22 protein-coding genes are annotated in these 20,589 nt (G+C 74.2%); 14 read left to right on the top strand and 8 right to left on the bottom strand.

The window, feature by feature from the left end:
* Positions 1-21 precede the first annotated feature (21 nt).
* Positions 22-489 carry a helix-turn-helix domain-containing protein gene (locus AC5L34_RS04920; RefSeq protein WP_441173628.1) on the bottom strand — a complete coding sequence of 156 codons (468 nt, stop codon included), beginning with the start codon at positions 487-489 and terminating at the stop codon, positions 22-24.
* Between the two features lie 148 nt (positions 490-637).
* On the opposite strand from AC5L34_RS04920, the gene AC5L34_RS04915 reads away from it, so the two are divergent.
* On the top strand, positions 638-1,957 hold the full coding sequence (locus tag AC5L34_RS04915) for a benzoate/H(+) symporter BenE family transporter (RefSeq protein ID WP_494823877.1): 1,320 nt from the start codon (positions 638-640) through the stop codon (positions 1,955-1,957).
* Here the strand turns inward: AC5L34_RS04915 and AC5L34_RS04910 are convergent.
* The 4 genes from AC5L34_RS04910 to AC5L34_RS04895 form a co-directional block, all read right to left on the bottom strand.
* Entirely contained in the window at positions 1,899-2,273 is a 375-nt protein-coding gene (locus AC5L34_RS04910) for a hypothetical protein (protein WP_441173622.1), read from the bottom strand. The two genes, AC5L34_RS04915 and AC5L34_RS04910, sit on opposite strands and share 59 nt — an antisense overlap.
* A 108-nt stretch (positions 2,274-2,381) precedes the next feature.
* On the bottom strand, positions 2,382-2,630 hold the full coding sequence (locus tag AC5L34_RS04905; protein ID WP_441173621.1) for a hypothetical protein: 249 nt from the start codon (positions 2,628-2,630) through the stop codon (positions 2,382-2,384).
* Positions 2,631-2,711: 81 nt separating this feature from the next.
* The gene (gene mscL, locus AC5L34_RS04900; protein ID WP_357716862.1) at positions 2,712-3,185 is read right to left on the bottom strand and encodes a large conductance mechanosensitive channel protein MscL; all 474 of its coding nucleotides are present in this window, start codon (positions 3,183-3,185) and stop codon (positions 2,712-2,714) included.
* Positions 3,186-3,224: 39 nt separating this feature from the next.
* Entirely contained in the window at positions 3,225-3,908 is a 684-nt protein-coding gene (locus AC5L34_RS04895; RefSeq protein WP_494823874.1) for a FadR/GntR family transcriptional regulator, read from the bottom strand.
* A gap of 218 nt (positions 3,909-4,126) precedes the next feature.
* Here AC5L34_RS04895 and AC5L34_RS04890 point away from each other — a divergent pair, with 218 nt between their 5' ends.
* Entirely contained in the window at positions 4,127-5,281 is a 1,155-nt protein-coding gene (locus AC5L34_RS04890) for an MFS transporter (protein ID WP_494824188.1), read from the top strand.
* 10 nt (positions 5,282-5,291) lie between these two features.
* Here AC5L34_RS04890 and AC5L34_RS04885 read toward each other — a convergent pair whose 3' ends face one another.
* Positions 5,292-5,648 (bottom strand): STAS domain-containing protein, encoded by a 357-nt coding sequence (locus AC5L34_RS04885; protein ID WP_089002493.1) that lies wholly within the window; start codon positions 5,646-5,648, stop codon positions 5,292-5,294.
* 162 nt (positions 5,649-5,810) lie between these two features.
* On the opposite strand from AC5L34_RS04885, the gene AC5L34_RS04880 reads away from it, so the two are divergent.
* The 10 genes from AC5L34_RS04880 (at position 5,811) to AC5L34_RS04835 (ending at position 14,930) form a co-directional block, all read left to right on the top strand.
* On the top strand, positions 5,811-6,668 hold the full coding sequence (locus AC5L34_RS04880; RefSeq protein ID WP_441173618.1) for an STAS domain-containing protein: 858 nt from the start codon (positions 5,811-5,813) through the stop codon (positions 6,666-6,668).
* Positions 6,668-7,081: an STAS domain-containing protein gene (locus tag AC5L34_RS04875; RefSeq protein WP_357576874.1), complete on the top strand. Its 414-nt coding sequence runs from the start codon at positions 6,668-6,670 to the stop codon at positions 7,079-7,081. The genes AC5L34_RS04880 and AC5L34_RS04875 overlap by 1 nt, the downstream gene beginning before the upstream one ends.
* The gene (locus AC5L34_RS04870) at positions 7,078-7,497 is read left to right on the top strand and encodes an ATP-binding protein (protein WP_089002490.1); all 420 of its coding nucleotides are present in this window, start codon (positions 7,078-7,080) and stop codon (positions 7,495-7,497) included. Before AC5L34_RS04875 ends, AC5L34_RS04870 begins: the two co-directional genes overlap by 4 nt.
* On the top strand, positions 7,494-8,516 hold the full coding sequence (locus AC5L34_RS04865; protein WP_494823871.1) for a SpoIIE family protein phosphatase: 1,023 nt from the start codon (positions 7,494-7,496) through the stop codon (positions 8,514-8,516). The genes AC5L34_RS04870 and AC5L34_RS04865 overlap by 4 nt, the downstream gene beginning before the upstream one ends.
* Positions 8,517-8,545: 29 nt before the next feature.
* Positions 8,546-9,874, top strand: a complete 1,329-nt coding sequence (locus AC5L34_RS04860) for an ATP-binding protein (protein WP_494824186.1) — start codon at positions 8,546-8,548, stop codon at positions 9,872-9,874.
* Between the two features lies 1 nt (position 9,875).
* A complete protein-coding gene (locus AC5L34_RS04855) occupies positions 9,876-11,414 on the top strand; it encodes a SpoIIE family protein phosphatase (RefSeq protein ID WP_494823869.1) in 1,539 nt (512 codons plus the stop codon).
* 95 nt (positions 11,415-11,509) lie between these two features.
* A complete protein-coding gene (locus AC5L34_RS04850) occupies positions 11,510-12,085 on the top strand; it encodes a TIGR03086 family metal-binding protein (protein WP_441173615.1) in 576 nt (191 codons plus the stop codon).
* 93 nt (positions 12,086-12,178) lie between these two features.
* A complete protein-coding gene (locus tag AC5L34_RS04845; RefSeq protein ID WP_441173614.1) occupies positions 12,179-12,715 on the top strand; it encodes a PadR family transcriptional regulator in 537 nt (178 codons plus the stop codon).
* Positions 12,712-13,413, top strand: coding sequence for an ABC transporter ATP-binding protein (locus AC5L34_RS04840; RefSeq protein ID WP_441173613.1), 702 nt, complete (start codon positions 12,712-12,714; stop codon positions 13,411-13,413). Before AC5L34_RS04845 ends, AC5L34_RS04840 begins: the two co-directional genes overlap by 4 nt.
* Positions 13,410-14,930: an FtsX-like permease family protein gene (locus tag AC5L34_RS04835; protein WP_494823866.1), complete on the top strand. Its 1,521-nt coding sequence runs from the start codon at positions 13,410-13,412 to the stop codon at positions 14,928-14,930. Before AC5L34_RS04840 ends, AC5L34_RS04835 begins: the two co-directional genes overlap by 4 nt.
* 54 nt (positions 14,931-14,984) lie before the next feature.
* Here AC5L34_RS04835 and AC5L34_RS04830 read toward each other — a convergent pair whose 3' ends face one another.
* Entirely contained in the window at positions 14,985-15,170 is a 186-nt protein-coding gene (locus AC5L34_RS04830) for a hypothetical protein (protein ID WP_441174103.1), read from the bottom strand.
* Positions 15,171-15,257: 87 nt separating this feature from the next.
* On the opposite strand from AC5L34_RS04830, the gene AC5L34_RS04825 reads away from it, so the two are divergent.
* On the top strand, positions 15,258-16,199 hold the full coding sequence (locus AC5L34_RS04825; protein WP_441173611.1) for a threonine ammonia-lyase: 942 nt from the start codon (positions 15,258-15,260) through the stop codon (positions 16,197-16,199).
* A gap of 53 nt (positions 16,200-16,252) precedes the next feature.
* Here the strand turns inward: AC5L34_RS04825 and AC5L34_RS04820 are convergent, their stop codons facing one another.
* Positions 16,253-18,349, bottom strand: a complete 2,097-nt coding sequence (locus AC5L34_RS04820) for a S9 family peptidase (protein ID WP_494823864.1) — start codon at positions 18,347-18,349, stop codon at positions 16,253-16,255.
* Between the two features lie 90 nt (positions 18,350-18,439).
* On the opposite strand from AC5L34_RS04820, the gene AC5L34_RS04815 reads away from it, so the two are divergent.
* On the top strand, positions 18,440-19,789 hold the full coding sequence (locus AC5L34_RS04815) for an FAD-binding oxidoreductase (protein ID WP_441173609.1): 1,350 nt from the start codon (positions 18,440-18,442) through the stop codon (positions 19,787-19,789).
* The last annotated feature ends 800 nt before the right edge of the window (positions 19,790-20,589 follow it).

Genomic DNA, 20,589 nt, shown 5'->3' with positions numbered 1-20,589 from the left:
GCCCGCGTCGCCGGCGGATGCTCAGCGGCGGGGGTAGCGGAGCAGGAGGCTGGCGGCGACCTCCTCGTCGCCGACGGCGGCGTACACGTGCGGCACGTCCGAGGTCCAGCGCAGGTGCCCGCCGGCGGCGGCGGTCAGCGGCGCGTCGACCGGGCCGGCGCGTAGCACGCCCGAGAAGACGGTGACGTGCTCGGTGACGCCCCGCTGGTGTGCGGGGGAGAGCTGCTCGGGGCCGGGCGAGACCAGCATCCGGTACAGCTCGTAGGTGGCGTCGCTGTCCTCGAAGACCTCCAGCAGGATGGCGCTGACGGCAGCGCCGCGTACGACCGGCCCGGCCGCCGGGCCGGAGAGCACGGCCGTCAGCGGTACGCCGAGCTGCGCGGTGATCGCGTAGAGCGTCTCCAGGGTCGGGTTGCGGGTGCCGTTCTCCAGGCCGGAGAGGGTCGCCTTGCCCACCCCGGCGAGCCGGGCGAGGGCGGACAGCGACATCCCGCGCTCCTCGCGCAGGGCGCGTACCCGGCGACCGACGGCCTCGGCTCCCGGATCGGGGGCCGATCGGTGGACTGGTGACGTCTGCGGCACCCCGCTATGGTGCTACAGGTTGTTGTTCCGTAAACGGAACGGTCGGGGGAGTGGGATGGCGGGACTGTCGCAACCGGTGCTGGCGGGCGTGGTGACCGCGCTGGTCGGGTTCGCCAGCTCGTTCACGGTGGTGCTGGCCGGCCTGCGGGCCGTCGGCGCCTCGGACGCGCAGGCCGCCTCCGGGCTGCTGGCGGTGTGCGTGGCCTCCGGGCTCTCCGCCGTGTGGCTGGGCCTGCGGCACCGGATCCCGATGAGCGTGGCCTGGTCGACCCCGGGCGCGGCGCTGCTGGTCGCCACCGGTGCGATGCCCGGCGGGTGGCCCGTCGCCGTCGGGGCGTTCCTCGTCTCGGGCGCGCTGATCGTGGCCGCCGGGCTGTTCCCCGCCCTAGGGCGGGCCGTCGCGGCTATCCCCCGGCCGATCGCCGGCGCGATGCTCGCCGGGGTCCTGCTGCCGCTGTGCACCGCCCCCGTCCGCGCGCTGGTCGAGGTGCCCCGGCTGGCCGTCCCCGTGGTGCTGGCCTGGCTGCTGCTGCACCGGTTCGCCCGGCGGTGGGCGGTGCCCGGCGCGCTGGTCGTCGCGGTGGCGGCGATCGCGCTGACCACCTCGGTCTCCGGGTTCGGTGGCGCCCGGCTGCTCCCCGCGGTCGAGCTGACCGCCCCGGCCTGGAACGTCTCCGCGATGGTCGGCCTCGCGTTGCCGCTCTTCCTGGTCACCATGGCCGCGCAGAACGTACCGGGAATGGCGGTGCTGGTCGGCTACGGCTACCGCCCACCCTTCGGCGCCGCGCTGCGCGCCACGGGGCTGACCACCGTGGTCGCCGCGCCCGCCGGTGGGCACGCGGTCAACCTCGCCGCGATCACCGCCGCCCTGGCCGCCGGCCCGGACGCCCATCCGGACCCCGACCGTCGCTGGATCGCCTCGGTCACCGCCGGGATCGGGCTGGCCCTGCTGGGGCTGGGCGCCGGTGCGGCGACCGCGCTGGTGGCGCTCGCCCCGCCGGTGCTGATCGAGGCGGTCGCCGGGCTGGCGCTGCTCGGCGCGTTGGCCACCGCGCTCACCTCGGCGCTGGCGGAGCCGGCGGCCCGCGAGGCCGCGGTGGTCACCTTCGTGGTGACTGCCTCCGGGGTGGCCCTGCTCGGCGTGGGCGGCGCGTTCTGGGGCCTGGTCGCGGGCGGGGTGATGCTCCTGCTCTTCCGCCGGCGCTCCGACGGGCCAACCGCGCCGGAATCACCATCCGAAACCCCGACCGCATCGCCGGAGCCGCCGCCCGCACCCGTGACCGCACCGCCGGAGCCGGGTGCGGCCGGGGCGTCGTTCACTCCTCGGGCGGCAGGTCGCGGGCCGGGACGTCGAGGCGTACCTGGTCGTCGGTGACGGCGGCGATCTGCTCGGCGAGCACGTAGACCGCGCCGGTGCGGACCAGGTCGGTGGAGACCTTCAGGTAGCCGCTGTGTAGCAGCCGGGCCGCCAGGTCGGCCGGCACGTCCGGCTCCTCGACGGCCGTCGACTCGATCAGCTCGTCCAGGCTGCTGCCCGGGTCGGCGGTCGGCGCCTGCACGGTCACCGCGTTCGGGTCGCCCCGCTGGACCAGGTCGACGGTGCCGACCTCGGTGCCGTCGACGTCGACCACCCGCATGCCCGTGGTGACCCGGGAAACTGTCGCCTGTCGCTCGGTGTCCTGCTGCTCCATCCTGGCGCGGTTCCCGGACCCCGCTCCGGCTAAACCATCGTCGAGATCTTGGACAGTTGTCGCTCGGGCCGAACGGCAACTGTCCAAGATCTCGTGGTGGCGTACCGGTCACACCTCCGGGGACCAGGCGCTCGGCGGGCGGGGGGAGAGTTCGCGCCAGGTGTCGGTGCCCTGGAGCAGCGCCCGGACGGTCTCCTCGGCCTCGTCGGCGGTGCCGTGCTCGTAGAAACGGGAGACGCCCTCGGAGCCGCCGGCGCGCTGCTCGACGTGCCACCGGTCGCCGTCCACCCGGAGGAAGACGTCGCGCCGGGCCAGCCGGCCCCATTTCCCGTTCCACCAGTGCTTCCGCTGCTCCATGGCGGGACTCTATCGAACAGGCGTACGAAAATGTGCGGCCCCCGCGGGATTCCCGCAGGGGCCGATGTGCGTGCGCCGGGTTCAGCGCGGGGTGGGCGGTTCCTCCCGGCGGCCGAGGACGTCGTCGAGCGCGCCGCGCTGCTGCCCGGGGGTGGTGTGGCCGGCGGCGACCAGGGCGTCGCGGATCTCGGTGAGCAGCCTGACCTCCTCGCTCGGGGCCTTCGGCGGCGGCTCCTCGCCCCGCTTGCGCCGCTCGGCCAGCTTGTTCATCGGGAACACCACGAGGAAGTAGAGCGCCGCCGCGGTGAGCAGGAAGGTGATCAGCGCGTTGACGAAGGCCACCCAGTCGAACGGAATCTCGCGGAACGTCGGCGTGGACCCGGTGAGGCCGTTCTTGCTGCCGGTGAGCAGCGCGATGAGCACCCGGACCAGCGGTTCCAGGAACGACTTGGTGAGCTGGGTGACCACGCCCGTGAACGCGGCGCCGATGACGACACCGACCGCCAGGTCGACGACGTTTCCGCGCATGATGAAGTCTTTGAAGCCCTTGAGCATCCGTACTCCCGAGGTGTCCGGTCTTCCGTCCGGCACAACCTATGCCCCGGGCGTGGGCTCCAGAAAAGCGCCGGCCTCGATCGCCGCCCGGTCCGGGTCGCCGGCCCGGATCGCCTCGACCAGCCGGGAGTGGTCGGCGTAGCGCTCCGGCTCCAGCGCGCCGCCCATCGACTGGGCGATCGTGCTGTGCAGCGCGGTGCCGACCGAGGCGTACAGCTCGGCGAGCATGCCGTTGTGCGCCGCCGCGACCACGGCGGTGTGCAGTGCCGCGTCGGCCGCCACGAACTCGTCGAACCGGCCGTCGCGCCAGGCCGCCTCACGGGTGGCGAGCGCGCCGTCCAGGGCCGCCAGGTCCTCGGCCGTACGCCTCAGCGCGGCGAGCCGGGCGGCCTCCACCTCGAAGGCGCGGCGCACCTCGACCACTTCGGCCATCCGGTCGGCGGTGAGCCGGCGGGCCACCACGGGGGCCAGTTCGTCGGTCGACACCACGTACGTCCCGGAGCCCTGCCGGCACTCCAGCACCCCGGCGTGCACCAGCGCCCGCACCGCCTCGCGGACCGTGTTTCGCCCCACGCCGAGCGCCGCGACGAGTTGCGGCTCGGTGGGGATCCGCCCGCCCAGCGGCCACTCGCCGCCGAGGATCCGCTCCCTGAGCTGCGCGATGGTCTGCCGCACCCGGTGCCCCCGGGGCGGCGCGGCGGCGGAATCAACCGACGGTGGCACTGGTTACAACACCCGCCAGGAATTCATCCCATGATTGTAGGTTCAGACGCATGACCCCGCCAACCACCGCCGCCGTCGACGCCGGAACCGCGCCGCGTTCCGCGCGGGAGACGATCGCCGGGCCGGACGACGTGCCCGCGCCGGCGGATGCGACGGCTCCTGCCGCCACCCCCGCCCCGGCCGGGCCGGTCGCCGGTGGGCTGCTCGTGCTCGTCGGCATGCTGCTCGTGGCGCTCAACCTGCGGGCCGCCATCACCAGCCTCGGCGCCCTGCTCGACGAGGTACGCGGCGGCCTGGCCCTCTCCGGGGTGCTGGCCGGGGTCGTGACCACCCTGCCCGCGGTGGCCTTCGCCGTCTTCGGGTCGCTCACCCCCCGGCTGGTCCGCCGGCACTCTCCGGCCCGGGTGCTGGTGGTGGCGATGCTGATTCTCGCCGCCGGGCAGCTCGTCCGGGTCGGTACGGACTCCGCGCTGGTCTTCATCGCCGGCAGCGCCCTGGCGCTGGCCGGGATCGCGGTGGCGAACGTCCTGCTCCCGCTCCTGGTGAAGCAGTACTTCCCGCACCGCATCGGGCTGGTCACCGGGGCGTACTCGATGACGTTGACGGTGGGCGCGACGGTGGCGGCCGCGGCGGCGGTGCCCGTGGCGCACCTCTTCGGCACCTGGCGGGCCGGGCTCGCCGTCTGGGCCGGGCTGGCCCTGGTGGCCGTACTCCCGTGGGTGCCCCTGGCGCTGCGGGCGCGCGCGGCCCGACGGGCGGCGACCCCGACGGCGGCGGCGCCCCGCCCCGGGCGGATCCGGCCCGGGCGGACCCGGCTCGGCTGGGCGATGGCGGTCTACTTCGGGACGCAGTCGCTCGGCGCCTACGCGATCATGGGCTGGCTGGCCCAGCTCTTCCGCGACGCCGGCTACCGCCCGCAGGACGCGGGCCTGCTGCTCGCCGGCGTGACCGCCCTGGGCGTGCCGATCGCGCTGCTGATGCCCACCCTGGCCGGGCGGCTGCGCACCCTGCACCCGCTGGTGCTGACGCTCTCCGCCGCGATGGCCCTGGCCTACGTCGGGATGGCCGTCGCGCCGCACGACGGGGCGTTGCTCTGGGTGGTGCTGCTCGCGATCGGGCAGAGCGCCTTCCCGATGATCCTGGCCACCATCGGGCTGCGCGCGCGCACCGCCGAGGGGACGGTGGCGCTCTCCGCGTTCAGCCAGAGCGTCGGTTACCTCATCGCCGCGCTGGGGCCGCTGCTCGTGGGCATCCTCTACGGGACCACCGGCGGGTGGACCGTCCCGATCGGGTTCCTGCTGGTAGCACTCGCCGTGCAGACCGGCGCGGGCATGGTGATCGCCCGTCCCCGACACATCGAGGACGAGGCGTGAGGGGGAACCGTCAGGAGGTGGCGGGCGTCGGGTCGCCGGCCACGGCCTGCTCGACCGTGGGGTAGGTGTGCAGCACCTCGACGAGGCCGCTCACCTCGAGGATGCGCAGCACGCCCCGCTGCGGGGCGGCCAGCCGCACCACGCCGCCGGCCTCGTCGCAGCTGTTCTTGGCGCGGACGAACACCGACAGCCCCGTGGAGTCGCAGAACGAGACGTTCGCCAGGTCGAAGACGAGTCGGCTGCGACCCTTGTCGAGCAGGTCGGTGATCTGGTCCTGCAACTGCGGTGCGGTCGCCATGTCCAGCTCGCCCGCGACCGAGACGACGACCACGTCGCCGCGCTGTTCCGTGTGCACCGTCAAGGACATTCGCCAGACCTCCTGTTATCGGGGAAACGGTATCCCACCATCGGGGTGGTACGCAGAACGGGAGGCGGTATCCGGTGGCCGTGCTCATTCGTTTGCCCTGCGGCAACTAGCGCTCCGGCCTCCGGTGATAGAGTCCGCCGTCGAGGTCGAAGGGGGTTCACCATGGCGTTGAGCACGGAGGAAGGCAACCGGCTGGCCGGTCTGCTGACCGGTCACGCCGAGCGGGTCACGCAGCGCTGGACGGAGATCGTCGCCGCGTCCCTGCGCGGGCGGCTCAGCCAGGGCGAGCTGCGCCGGCAGGTGCAGGAGCTGCACTCTAGCATGATCACTGCGAGTGAGCAGGGTGCCGTCGACCTTGACTCCGAGCAGGCCACGGAGCTGCGCGCCGTGCTCTCCGAGCTGTCCCGGGGGCGCGCCCGGCAGGGCTTCTCCGCCTCCGAGACCGCGATCAGCGTGTTCGCGCTGAAGGAGGTGCTGCTGGAGCTGCTGGAGGCCGAGGGCGGCGCCGAGAGGCTGCGCGACTACGTCGCCTTCTCCGGGCTGATCGACCAGATGGGCCTGTTCACCTTCGAGAGCTTCGTGCGCACCCGCGAGAGCCTCATCGCCGACCAGGCGGAGCAGTTGCTGGAGCTGTCCACCCCGGTGGTGAAGCTCTGGGAGGGCGTGGTCGCCGTGCCGCTGGTCGGCACCCTCGACTCGGCCCGGGCCCAGGTGGTGATGGAGCGGCTGCTCCAGACCCTGGTCGACACCGGCTCGCCCTACGCGATCATCGACATCACCGGCGTACCGGCGGTGGACACCCAGGTCGCCCAGCACATCCTCAAGACCGTGGTGGCCGCCCGGCTGATGGGCGCCGACTGCATCATCTCCGGCATCCGGCCGCAGATCGCGCAGACCATCGTGGCGCTGGGCATCGAGTTCGGCGACATCGCCACCAAGGCCAGCCTCGCCGACGCGTTGCGGCACGTGCTCCGGCTCACCGGGGTCGAGACCGGCCGCCGCCAGCGCCGGGAGGCCTGATGGAACGGGTGCCGATCCTCAAGATCGGCGACATCCTGCTGGTCTCCATCCAGGTCGACATGTCCGACCAGACGGCGGTCCAGCTCCAGGAGGACCTCGCGGAGCGGATCGTCGCCACCGGCTGCCACGGCGTGATCATCGACATCACCGCCCTGGACATCGTCGACTCCTTCGTCGGGCGGATGCTGTCGACCATCGCCTCGATCTCCAAGGTGCTCGACGCGGAGACGGTCGTGGTCGGCATGCGTCCCGCCGTCGCCATCACCCTGGTCGAGCTGGGCCTGTCGCTCAACGGCATCCGGACGGCGCTCAACGTCGAGCGGGGCATGGAGTTGATCGCGGCGGCCCACGCCGACGAGCGCGAGCTCGCGTTCGACGACGAACCGGACGCCGAGACGACGGCGTTGTCATGACCGCCGGAGTCGACCTGGGCCAGCCGCAGGCGCAGGCGATCCGCAGCGACGAGGACGTGGTACGCGTCCGACAGCTGGTGCGTACGGTGTCGGTGGCCGTCAAGCTCTCGCTGGTCGACCAGACCAAGGTCGTCACCGCGGCGAGCGAGCTGGCCCGCAACACCCTGGTGTACGGCGGCGGCGGCACGGTCGAGGTGGCCACGGTGGACAACGGCCGGCGGCGGGGAGTGCGGATCGTCTTCGCCGACTCCGGCCCGGGCATCGCCGACCTCGACCTGGCGCTGACCGACGGCTACACCACCGGCGGCGGGCTCGGCCTCGGGCTCAGCGGCGCACGCCGGCTCGTCGACGAGTTCGACATCCAGACCGCCGTCGGTGAGGGAACCCGGATCACGGTCACCAAGTGGTCCCGGTGAACGACGACGCGGTCCCCGACCGCGGAATCTGGTTCCGGGTCGAGAGCGGCAGCGCGGCCAGCACGGTGCGGCGGGCCGCCGAACGGCTCGCCGCCCAGCTCGACCTGGGCGCCGCCCGCACCGCCGACCTGGCCATCGTCGCCGCCGAGCTGACCAGCAACCTGGTCAAGCACGCCGACGACGGTGTCCTGCTGCTGCGGCCGGTGCGGCGCGACGGGGAGGCCGGCGTGGAGCTGATCGCCGTCGACGCCGGGCCCGGGATGGCCGACCTCACCGCCTCCTCGCAGGACGGGCACTCCACCGCCGGGACGCTCGGCATCGGCCTCGGCGCGATCGTCCGGCAGGCCACCTGGTTCGACGGCTACTCCCGGCCGGAGCGCGGCACGGTGCTCGCCGTGCAGATCTGGCCGAACCGCCCCGGCGGGCACGAGCGGTGGCCCTGGGTCGGCGCGCTCAGCCGGCCGCTGGCTGGGGAATCGGTCAGCGGCGACGGGTACGCGTGGCGGATCGTCGAGGGCCGTCGCCAGGTGCTGGTCTGCGACGGCCTGGGACACGGGCCGCTGGCCTCCGCCGCCACCGACGCCGCGCTCGACGCGTTCCGCAAGGCGCCGGCGGGGGCGCCGGCGGCGGTCGTCGCGCACCTGCACCGCTCGATGTCGCACACCCGGGGCGCCGCGCTGGCCGTGGCCGAGCCGGATCTGTCGGCCGGGGTGCTGCGCTACTCGGGGCTGGGCAACATCTCCGCCGCCGTCATCGGCGCGGACGGCAGGCGGCGGGGCCTGGTCTCGCTGCCCGGCATCGCCGGGCACCAGCGCCCCCCGATCCGGGAGTACGACTACCCCTTCGAGGCCGACGCCCTGCTGGTCATGCACAGTGACGGGGTGGTCGACCGCTGGCAGCTCGCCGACTATCCCGGTCTCGTCGACCGGTCGCCCCTGGTGGTGGCCGCGACGCTGCTGCGGGACGCCGGCACGCGCCGCGACGACGCCTGCGTCCTGGTCGCGCGGGGATGGTCGTGACCGGGTTCGCCGGGGCGCCCCTGCTGACGATGGCGCTGCGGGTCGAACACGACATCTTCGTCGTCCGGCAGCGGGGCCGCGAGGTCGCCGCCGCGGTGGGGCTGGAACACCAGGACCAGGTACGCATCGCCACGGCGCTCAGCGAGGTGGCCCGCGACCTGCTGCACTCGGCCGGCGGGGCGGAGGTGGCGTTCGTCCTCGTCGACGACCCCGCCGACGGCAGGCGGTACCTGCGGGTGGACCTCCTCCCGGTGCGTCCGCTGCCCGGCGGGCGGTACGAGCCGCGGTCCGGCGCGGTGGCGCGGTTGGTGGACAAGTTGGGCGTGGTGCCACGGGAGGGGGATACGGTCGTGAGGATGTCCCGACGTGTTCCGGTCACCGCAGAGGTGCTGACCCCCGAGCGTCTCGCCGAGCTGCGCGCCGAGCTCGACCGGAACGCGCCGGGCAGCGCCCTGGACGAGTTGGCCGCCCAGAACGCGCAGCTGATCGCCGCCCTCGACGAGGTACGCAGCCAGCGCGACGAGCTGGCCGTCCTGAACGAGGAGCTGGCCGAGACCAACCGGGGCGTGATGGCGCTCTACAACCAGCTCACCGAGGAGCTGGAGGAGACCAACCGGGGCGTGGTCGCCCTCTACGCCGAGCTGGACGAGAAGTCCGCCCAGCTGCGCGCGGCGAGCGAGTCGAAGAGCCGGTTCCTGGCGAACGTCAGCCACGAGCTGCGGGCCCCGGTCACCGCGATCATGGGGCTGGGCCGGCTGCTGGGCGACTCCGCCTCCGACCCGCTCACCGCCGAGCAGGCCCGCCAGGTCGGGCTGATCCGCTCGTCGGCGGGTGACCTCCTCACGTTGGTCAACGAGCTGCTCGACCTGGCCAAGGCCGAGTCGGGCCGGATCGAGCCCGACTGGAGTGAGGTCGACCTGCGGCCGGTCTTCGGCCAGTTGCGCGGCACGCTGCGCGCCCTCGCCACCCGGCCCGACGTCGAGCTGGTGGTGGAGGAGCCGCCCGTGCCGGCGACGCTGCGCACCGACGAGGTGCTGCTCGCCCAGGTCCTGCGCAACCTGCTGCACAACGGGCTCAAGTTCACCGAGCGCGGGGAGGTCCGGCTGCGGGCGGGGCGGCGGGACGACCAGTGGTCGCTGGCCGTCTCCGACACCGGCGCGGGCATCCCCCCGGAGCTGCACGAGCGGATCTTCGAGGAGTTCTACCAGGTGCCCGGCGCCACCCGGGTCGGCGGCACGGGCCTCGGCCTGCCGTACGCGCGGCGGCTGGTGACCCTGCTCGGCGGCAGCCTGGTGGTGTCCAGCGAGCCGGGCCGGGGCAGCACGTTCACCGTCACCCTGCCTGTGGGCGGAGCGTGACGTGGAGGGCGGCCCGGCGACGGTCCTGGTGGTCGACGACAGCCCCACCAAGCGCTACCTCCTGGTGAGCTGGCTCTCCCGGGCGGGCTTCGCGGTGCTGGAGGCGGAGAGCGGCGGCGAGGCGCTGGCCCGGGTCGGGGTGGACCCGATCGATCTCGTGGTGCTCGACGTGCGGTTGCCCGACCTGAACGGCTTCGAGGTCTGCGAACGGATCAAGGCGGCGTACCCGGCGATGCCGGTGATCCACGTGTCCGCGCACGCGGTGGACGTGGTGGACCGGGCGCAGGGGCTGACCCGGGGCGCGGACGCGTACCTGGCGGAGCCGATCGAGCCGGAGGAACTGGTCGCCACCTCCCACGCGGTGCTGCGCTACTACCGGGCCCGGCAGCGCGCGGAACTGCTCGCCGAACGGCTGCTCGGGCTGGCCGACACGACCATGGCGGTGCACTCCGCCCCGAACTTCGCGAGGCTGCTGGAGGCGGCGGCGGCCGGCGCCGCGCAGATCTTCAGGAGCCCGGCCGCCGTGGTCGCGGAGACGTTCGACGGCGACTGTCTCGCCGGGATCGCGGACTTCCCCGACGGCGCGGCCACGATCGTCCCCTGGATCGTCGACGACACCGGGGTGCCGACCGGGACGACGGTCCGGGTGGACGAGCCGGCAGCCTGGGGCCTGGTCGAGTGGCCGGCGGACGACACGGTCACGGTGGCCGCCGCCCGGCTGCGCGAGGACCGGGCGCCGCTCTACGTCGTCGTGCCCACCGCCACGCAGACCGCCCGCACCCCCGTGCTTCGGCAGCTCGCCCAGGCGGTGGCGGCGGCGGTGGAGGCGCAGCGCTCCTTCGACGAGGAGCACCGCATCGCGGTGACCCTCCAGCGCAGCCTGCTGCCGCGCCGGATACCGCAGGTCAGCGGGCTCGACCTGGCCGTGCGCTACGAGCCGGCGAGCGCGCAGACCGAGGTGGGCGGCGACTTCTACGAGCTGGTGATGCTCGACGGCCACCTGCTCCTGGCGATCGGCGACGTGGCCGGCCACTCGCTGCACGCCGCGACGGTGATGGCCGAGCTGCGGCACGCGGTGCGGGCGTACGCGGTGGAGGGGCACCAGCCGGGCGAGATCCTGCACCGGGTCAACGAACTCATGCGTACCCTGCTGCCCGACGAGCTGGCCACGATCTGCGTGCTGCTGCTGCACCCGCCCAGCGGCCGGATCCGGCTGGCCAGCGCCGGTCACCTGCCGCCGTTGCTCAGCCTCGACGGCAAGGTCGAGTTCGTACAGCACTCGGCCCCGCTGCTCGGGGTCCGCGCGCCCCGGCCGCCCGACCTGGAATTCGTGCTGCCGGCCGGGGCGACGCTGGTGTTCTACACCGACGGCCTGATCGAACGCCGGGACGCCACGATCGACGACGGGTTGGCCGCCCTGGCCGCTTCCGCCGGCCGGGTCGACGACGACCTGGACCGGTTCTGCGAGCGGCTCCTGGTCGAGCTGGCTCCGCCGGAGATCCACGACGACGTCGCCGTGGTCGCCCTGCGCCGCAACTGAGCCGGCCCCCGGTCGACCTCGGCTTCACCACGTACGGCTTCGCGAGCGACTTGCGGGGGGCGGCGACGCCGGGGCCATCCTCGTACCCTGAGCGCATGGCCACGAAGACTGGTGATCTGCTCGCAGCCACGACCCCCCGTGCCGTCGCGGTGGTCCGGGGCATCTCGGACGACCAACTGGACCTGCCCACCCCGTGCAGCGACTACACGGTACGCGACCTGCTCAACCACCTCCACGACGTGGTGGTCAACTTCCAGGCCCTCGCGCACAGACGGCAGCCGGAGTGGGCGGAGAAGCCCGACCATCTGGCCGAGGGCTGGCGGGACCGGTTCGAGGCGGAGACCGCGAAGCTGGTCGAGGCGTGGTCGGACCCGGCCGCGCTGGACGGCATCTCGCCCGGGATGGGGCTGCCGCAGGAGACGGTCGGCAGCATGGTGCTGCTGGACCTGACCGTGCACGCCTGGGACCTGGCCGTCGCCACCGGGCAGCCTTACCGCCCCGCGCCCGAGGTGCTGCCCCCGCTGTACGCCCTGTGCGAGCAGATGGGGCCGGCGGCCCGGGAGCAGGGCGTCTTCGCGGCGCCGGTGGGCACGTCGTCGTCGGACGTCTCGGAGATCGACCGCCTGCTCGCCCTGACGGGCCGGGACCCGGACTGGTCGGCGCTCGACTGACCCCGACCGAGCCCACCTCAACCACAGGCCCGCGCGGCACCCGCCGCGCGGGCCTCCTTGACAGTCGCTATTCACCCGGTGAATAGTGACGCGGTGTCCACCCCGCATGTACTGCTCGGGCTGCTGGCCGCCGGCAACCGGCACGGCTACGAGCTGAAGCGGGCCCACGACGAACGCCTGCCCCGCGCCCGGCCGCTGGCCTTCGGGCAGGTCTACTCGACGCTCGGCCGGTTGCAGCGGGACGGCCTGGTGGCACCGGCCGGGCAGGAACGGGAGGGCGGCCCCGAGCGCACCGCGTACGCGCTGACCGCCGACGGCCGGGCCGCGCTGGAGCGCTGGCTCGCCGAGGTCGAGCCGCCGATGCCGTACGTCGCCAGCACCCTCTTCGCCAAGGTGGTCGTGGCGCTGCTGGTGGACGACGCGGACCGGGCCCGGGCCTACCTGGTCGCCCAGCGGCAGGCCCACACCGAACGACTGCGGGAGTTGACCGCGGTGAAGACGGCGCCCTCGGCCAGCCTCGACGACATCGTCGCGGCCGACTTCGCCATCGCCCATCTCGACGCCGATCTGCGGTGGCTGCGGACCACCCTGGACCGCGTCGCCGACTGGCACCGGGAGGTGCACTCGTGACGCAACTTCAGGCTCGCGGCGTGGTCAGGTCCTACGGGCCGACACCCGCGCTGCGCGGCGTCACCCTCGACGTCGCCGAGGGCGAGATCGTCGCCGTCACCGGCCCGAGTGGCTGCGGCAAGTCCACCCTGCTGCACTGCCTCGCCGGCATCCTGCGCCCCGACGCCGGCGAGGTGAGCTGGAACGGACACCGGATCGACACCTGGTCGGAGGCGGCACGGTCGCGGCTGCGGCGCACCGAGTTCGGGGTGCTCCTCCAGTTCGGCCAGCTCGTCGCCGAGTTGACCGCCGCCGAGAACGTCGCCCTCCCACTGCTCCTCGCCGGCACCCGGCGGCGAGAGGCGCGGACGGCCGCCCTGTCCTGGATGGACCGGCTCGGCGTGGCGGACCTGGCCGACGCCCGGCCGGGCGAGATGTCCGGCGGGCAGCAGCAGCGCTGCGCCACGGCGCGGGCCCTGGTCACCGAGCCCCGGGTGCTCTTCGCCGACGAGCCGACCGGCGCGCTGGACACACTCGCCGGTGAGCAGGTGCTCACCCAGTTGGTCCGGCTCGCCCGCGAGCAGAAGACCACCGTCGTCCTGGTCACCCACGAGCCGCAGATCGCCGCGTACGCCGACCGCGAGATCATCCTCCGCGACGGCATGGTCGACCGCGACGGGCTCGGCCTCGACACCCCGCTGCCGGGCGTACGCCGGTGAGGCCGGCCACCCTGGCCCGCCTCGCCCTGGCCGGCACCCGCACCGACACCGTCCGGGTGGTCCTCACCGCGATCAGCGCCGCCCTGGCCGCTGTCGCCGCCCTGGCCGCGCTCACCGTGCTGGCGATCCCCACCCCACCCGCCACGGACGACAACGCCAACCGCTGGTCGCAGCACTACTCCAACCCCCTGCTCGTCGAGCCGGGGCTGCGCGGCGGCACCGCCTTCGCCCTGCTGCTGCTGATGATTCCCGTGCTGGCGCTGGCCGGGCAGTGCGCCCGGCTCGGTGCCCCGGCGCGGGACCGCCGGCTGGCCGCGTTCCGGCTGGCGGGCGCCACCCCGGGCCAGGTGACCCGGATCGCCGTGTTGGAGACGGGCCTGGCGAGCCTGCTCGGCACGCTGGCCGGCGCCTCGGTCTACTTCGCCGGCCGGGAGCTGTGGGACCGGCCCGACGCCCGGGGCCGGCTCGCGCTCCCCACCGACGTGCTGCCCACCCCGGGCGCGCTGGCGGCGGTGCTGGCGGGGCTGCCGGTGGTCGCGGCGCTGGCCACCGCGCTGATGCTGCGCCGGGTGAGCACGACCCCGTTCGGCGTGCTGCGTACGCACCGCCGGGAACGCGGCCCCCGGCCCTGGGCGGGCGTCCTCATCGTCGCCGGGCTGGCCGCCTTCGCCGCCATCGAACCCGTCACCCGCTTCTACGACCGGCGCGACGCCGACGCGCCGCTGTGGCTGGTGCCGATGCTGCTGGTCGGCGGCGGGCTGGCCGCGATGATCGGGGTGGTCGTCGGCACCGGCTGGATCTCCTGGACCGCCGGGCGGCTGCTGCACCGTTACGCCCGGGGCCCGGCCGCGCTGCTCGCCGCCCGGCGGCTGACGGCCGACCCGTGGGCGGGCAGCCGCACCTTCGCCGCACTGCTGGCGGCGGTACTGCTCGGCGCGGGCGCGGCCGGGCTGCGGGAGTACTTCGTCGCGGCGGGCGAGCTCAGCCGGCGGACCGGGGCCGGGCTGGCGGGCGGCGACTTCTACCTGCGGACCATGGACCTGGTGGACCTGGCGGTGGTGGTGGCCATGCTGGTCGCCGCCGGTGGGCTGGTCGTCGCGGTGGTGGAGGGGATCACCGCCCGGCGGCGCGCGTACGCGGCCCTGGTGGCGACCGGGGTGCCCCGGCCCACGCTCGGCCGGTCCATCGCCTGGCAGTCGCTGGCCCCGGCCGTGCCGGCGGTGGCGGTCGCCCTGGCCGTGGGCCTGCTGCTGGCCCGGGGGCTGTTCCGCGCGCCGAGCGGCGCCGACTACGACGAGGTCTGCGTCGCCACCGCGCAGCTCTGCGCCGACCCCGTCACCCGGGCGCGCCACACCCGGGTCGTGGAGACCTCGCAGGTGACCGTGCCGCCCGACGTACCCCTGGGGCAGCTCACGATGCTCGGCGCCGGCGCCTTGACGGCGGTGCTGGTGACGGTCGGTGTCGGCCTGCTGTTCCTGCGCGCGAGTACGGCGGTGGAGGAGCTGCGGACGACCTGAGCCCGTGATCCGCCAGCTCGCCCCGCGAACCGGCGTCGGGCCGCCCGGGCCGCGTCAGGCGGCGAACAGGCCGGTGGCGAGCGCGAGCAGCGTCCCGGCGGCGGCGGAACAGCAGCACACCAGCAGGAACGCGACCACCGCGAGGATCGCCCAGACGCGCCGGTCGCGCGCCGCCGCCCGCCAGCCCGAGGCCGGTACGCCCTCGGCCGGCTCGTCCTCCACCCCGCCGGCTCCGGTCACCCCGGCAGTCTAGGCGCGCCACCCCCGCCGTCCCGGCCGCAACCGCGCGGGACCGTTCGTCCGCCCCGGATCGGGCAGGATGGGGCGATGGAGCTGGTCTCGATCACCGACGTCCGCAACGCCGCCGCCGACATCGAGGGCACCGTGCTGCGTACCCCGTTGCTGCGGACCGGATGGGACGCGCAGCTGTGGCTCAAGCCGGAGAGCCTGCAACCGGTGGGCTCGTTCAAGCTGCGCGGGGCGACCCACGCGGTGGCCCGGCTGACGCCCGAGGAGCGGGCGCGCGGCGTGGTCACCCACTCGTCGGGCAACCACGGCCTGGCGCTGGCGTACGCGGCCCGCGCGGCCGGTGTGCCGTGCCGGATCGTGGTGCCCGAGGGCGCCCCGGCGGCGAAGGTCGACCGGATCCGCGCGCTGGGCGTCGAGGTGCTGCTGGTGCCGCCGCCGCGACGCGGCCCGGAGGCGGAGCGGATCGCCGCGACGACGGGTGCGGTGCTGGTGCCGCCCTTCGACGACCGGCGGATCGTGGCCGGGCAGGGCACGGTCGGGCTGGAGATCGTCGAGGACCTGCCCGACGTCGACGTGGTGCTGGTGCCCGTGGGCGGCGGCGGGCTCTCCTCCGGCGTCGCGACCGCGGTCACCGCCCTGCGCCCGGCGACGACGGTGATCGGCGTCGAGCCGGAACTCGCCGCCGACGCGCGGGACTCGCTGGCGGCCGGCTCGGTGGTGGTCTGGGGCGAGGAGCGCACCTACCGGACGATGGCCGACGGGCTGCGTCTGCCGCCGTCCGAGCTGACCCTCGCCCACCTGCGGGCCCGGCTGGACCGCATCGTCACGGTGACCGAGGAAGAGATCCGGGCCGCGATGGGTCGGCTGGTGCGCGACGCCCGCCTGGTGGTGGAGCCGAGCGGCGCCGTGGCCGTGGCCGCCCGGCTGTTCCGCGCCGCCGAGCTGCCGCCCGGTCGTACGGTCGCCGTGGTCACCGGCGGCAACGTCGACCCGGCGGTGCTGGCCGGCGTCCTCGGCTGAGACCGTCGGGCGGGGCCCCTACCGGCGAGCGGAGGGGCCCCGCCCGACCAAGCTCAGGCGCGGCCGAGGCGGTCGAGGATCCAGGCGTTGACGAACGCCTCCTCGCGCCAGGAGTCGTAACGGCCGCTGGGGCCGCCGTGGCCGGCACCCATCTCGGTCTTGAGCAGGTAGTCGCCCTGCGGCGCGACCGCCCGCAGCCGGGCGATCCACTTCGCCGGCTCGTGGTAGAGCACGCGGGTGTCGTTGAGGCTGGTCACCGCGAGGATCGCCGGGTAGTCCACCGCCCGCACGTTCTCGTACGGCGTGTAGGACTTCATGTACGCGTAGACCTCCGGGTCGGCCAGCGGGTTGCCCCACTCCTCCCACTCGGTGACGGTCAGCGGCAGCGACGGGTCGAGGATCGAGGTGAGCGCGTCCACGAAGGGCACCTGCGCGACGATCCCGGCGAACGCGTCGGGGGCGATGTTGGCGACCGCGCCCATCAGCAGCCCGCCGGCCGAGGCGCCCCGGGCGACGAGCCGGTCGCTCCCCGTCCAGCCCGTCTTGACCAGGTGCCGGGCGCAGGCGACGAAGTCGGTGAAGGTGTTCTTCTTGGCCAGCAGCTTGCCCTGGTCGTACCAGCTGCGGCCCAGCTCGCCGCCGCCCCGGATGTGCGCGACGGCGAAGATGACGCCCCGGTCCAGCAGGGAGAGCCGGGCGATGGAGAACCACGGGTCCATGCTCGCCTCGTACGAGCCGTAGCCGTAGATCACGCAGGGGGCGGAGCCGTCCTTCGGGGTGCCGGCCCGGCAGACCAGCGAGATCGGCACCCGGGTCCCGTCGTCGGCGAGCGCCCAGTCGCGGTGCTGCTCGTAGTCGGCCGGGTCGTACGCCCGCCCGTCCGGCCCGGGCTTCACCGGCTTCTGCCGGCGCAGCACCATCTGCCGGGTGACCAGGTCGTAGTCGTAGACCGAGTCGGGGGTGACCAGCGAGGCGTAGCGGAGCCGGATCTGCCCGGTGCGGTACTCCGGGTTGTCGTGCAGGCCGACGCTGTAGAGCGGCTCCGGGAAGTCGATGTCGTACGCGTCGCCGCCGCCGACGGGCAGCACCCGTAGCCCGGTCAGCCCGTTGGTGCGCAGCGAGACGACCAGGTGGTCGGCGAAGGCGTCGACCGCCTCCAGCCGGGTGCCGGGCGAGTGCTCGATCAGCGGCACCCAGTCGCCGGGCGCGTCCGCCGAGGTGTAGGCCAGCGCGAAGTCCTCCGCGCCGTCGTTGTGCAGGATCAGGAAGCGGTGCCCGTGGTGCTCGACGGTGTATTCCACGCCCTGCCGCCGGGGCGCCACGGACGCCGGCGCGCCGGTCGGGTTGCCGGCCGGGATCACCAGCACCTCGCTGGTGATCTTGCTGTGCACGTCGATGAGGACGAACCGCTCCGAGCGGGTCAGCTCCACGCCGACCCAGAACCGCTCGTCGTCCTCCTGGTAGACCACCACGTCCTCGGTGGACGCCGTGCCCAGGGTGTGCCGCCAGACCCGGTTCGGGCGCCACGTCTCGTCCACCGTCACGTAGAACAGCACGGAGGCGTCGGCCGACCAGGCGGTGCCGTAGAACGTGCCGGGCACCTCGTCGGGCAGCAGCTCGCCGGTGGCGAGGTCCTTGACCCGCAGCGTGAACCGCTCGTCGCCGGAGAAGTCGGTGGAGTAGGCCAGCCACCGCCCGTCCGGGCTGACGTCGAACGCGCCGAGCGAGAAGAAGTCGTGCCCCTCGGCGAGCACGTTGCCGTCGAGCAGCACCTCCTCGCCGTCGAGCGGAGCGCCGTCCACACTGACGGGCGGCTCGGTCTCGCCGTCGCGGACCGCCCGGCGGCACTGCACGCCGTACTGCTGGCCCTCGACCGTGCGGGTGTAGTACCAGTAGCCGCCCTTGCGGCCGGGCACCGACAGGTCGGTCTCCTGGGTGCGCCGGCGGATCTCCTCGAACAGCTCGGCGCGCAACCCTTCGAGATGCGCCGTCCGGGCCTCGGTGTACGCGTTCTCGGCCGTGAGGTGGGCGATCGTCTCCGGGTCGTCCTTGGCGGTGAGCCAGGCGTACTCGTCGACGACGGTGTCGCCGTGGTGGGTGCGCTCGCTGGGCACCCGCTTCGCCGTGGGCACGGGGGTCTCGGTGGTCACGGCGTCACGTTACCGGCCGCGCGCCGCCCGCCGCGCGGCCTCGTCGGCGACCCGCCGCCACACCTTTCGAACATGTGTACGATGGCCGGCATGGCGGCTGCAGCGAGTTCCACCGACCGGCCCGGAGCCCTCGACATCACCCGGCGGTTGACCGAGATCTGCGGCCCGCCGTTCGCCCGCTTCGCCGGCCCCGCCGACGAGGTGGCCGGCCGCCCGGCCCGCTGGGTCGCCGTCCCGGGTGGGGCGCACGCCGCGGCCGAGGTGCTGCGGCTCGCCGCCCGGCACGACCTGACGGTGGTGCCGCGCGGGGCCGGCACGAAGATCGACTGGGGTGCCGCCCCCGACCGGGTCGACATCATGCTCGACACCGGCCGGCTCGCCGGGATCGGCCACGAGCCGGCCGGCTCGCCCACCGCGCAGGTCGGGGCGGGCACCCCGCTGCGCGCGGTGCAGGCCACGCTGGAGCGCACCGGGCAGCGCCTGGCGCTCGACGCCCCCTCGCCCGGCGCCACCCTCGGCGGCGTGCTCGCCGCCGGCGAGGCGGGGCCCCTGCGGCACCGCCACGGCAGCCCCTGCGACCAGCTCGTCGGGGTGCGCTACCTCGACGCCGACGGCGAGCTGGTCGACGCCGGGGGTGGCGCCGCCGGCCTGGAACTGGCCCGCCTGCTCTGCGGCTCGCAGGGAGCGCTGGGCGTGCTGGTCTCCGCGACCCTGCGGGTGCAGGCCGTCCCGGCCGGCCGGATCTGGGTCAGCCGACCCGTCTGGACCCCGCTGGAGGTGCACGACCTGATCCGCACCGTGCTCGCCTCGCGCCTCGACCCGGCAGCGGTCGAGCTCGACCTGCCGGCCGGCGCGGGACCCCGGCCGCGCCAGGGCACCCGGGCCGCCGCGATGGCCGCGCACCCGTCCATGGCGGGGCGCGTCCGCGGCGGCCCGGCCGGTGCCGGGCGGCTGGTGGTGCTGCTGGAGGGCGGTCCGGCCGACGTGGCCGAGCGCGCGGACCGGCTCGTCGCGCTCCTCGGCCCGGGCGCGGCCGCGAGCCACGCCGCACCCGACTGGTGGCGGCGCTACCCGTTCGGCCCGGGCGACACGGCGCTGCGGATCGAGGTGCCCATCGCCGACCTGCACGCCGCCGTCTACGCGCTGCGCGACGCCGCCGGCGGGCCCGTTCCGGTACGCGGCTCCGCCGGCCTCGGCGTGGTGCACGCGGCCCTGCCCGGCGCCATGTCGCCCGACCGGGTGGCGTCGATCCTGGCCGCCGTCCGCGGCGTGCTCCTCGCCCGGCAGGGCCGGTGCGTGGTGCTCTCCGCGCCGCCGGCCGTCCGGCGGGCCGTCGACCTGTGGGGCGAGCTGGCCGGGTTGGCCCGGCTGCGCGCGGCCAAGGCGCACCTCGACCCCCACCACCGCCTCGCCCCGGGCCGCCTCCCCGGCGGCCTCTGACCGGGCCGCGATGCCACGTGCGGACGCCGTGACCGGGCCCTTGAAGATCAGGCCCGGTCACGTTCACTAGCCCGTCAGCGATTCCACAGTGCGGCCAATGCCGCGACGAGGGCAGCCACACCGGTCAGCGTGGCGGGCAGTGTCCTCAGGTATGCCAGTACCAACCGGTGCCGAGCCGGCGTCTCGTTGTTCCGCTTCTCGTTGCTTGTTACGGTCGTCAAGGCTCCTCCTGCCTGCGGTGACATGTCAGGTGACCGGAGTCGTCGAGGACGCCCGGTGGCAGCCGGGCGTTCTCTTTGTGTCCAGGCGAACCCGATCTGGACATCCTCTGGTCTGACCAGTGCCAATTTGAGCGGCTGGCAGATTGGCCGTCAAGTCACTCCGTTTCCGACCCGGGTGGGTCGATTGGAACGGGTTGCCGGGCGGCAATTGGAGTGATAATCGCGCGTTGCGTGCGTGCGTATTCGCCTAAAGGTCATCTGGCCGCACGTAGCTATGTGCGCTGTTCGCGTACGCGCGTGCGCGCGCATATACGCCTTCTGGATCGCGCGTGCATGCGCGCCCGTGCGCGCGCACCCGCGCGTGGGCGCGTTCTTGGATATCACTAATGCGAGTGGTGGGTCTGCGTCTTCTCGAAATGTGAGAAGAAGTGTGTCCCACGAATGCATGAAATGGGGCTATAGCGGGCGCCGCGAGGCCTGCTGTGATCTCTGTCATGTCATTGAAGACTCTCGATCAGCTCGCCCTCGTGGTGATCGGCCAGGGCCGCCATAAGCTCGACCACCCCTCACTGACCGCGT

The sequence above is a fragment of the Micromonospora sp. ZG13 genome (genome assembly GCF_059359355.1).
Note: the sequence above shows the minus strand (reverse complement) of the source record. Positions and strands in the feature narration are given on the sequence as shown.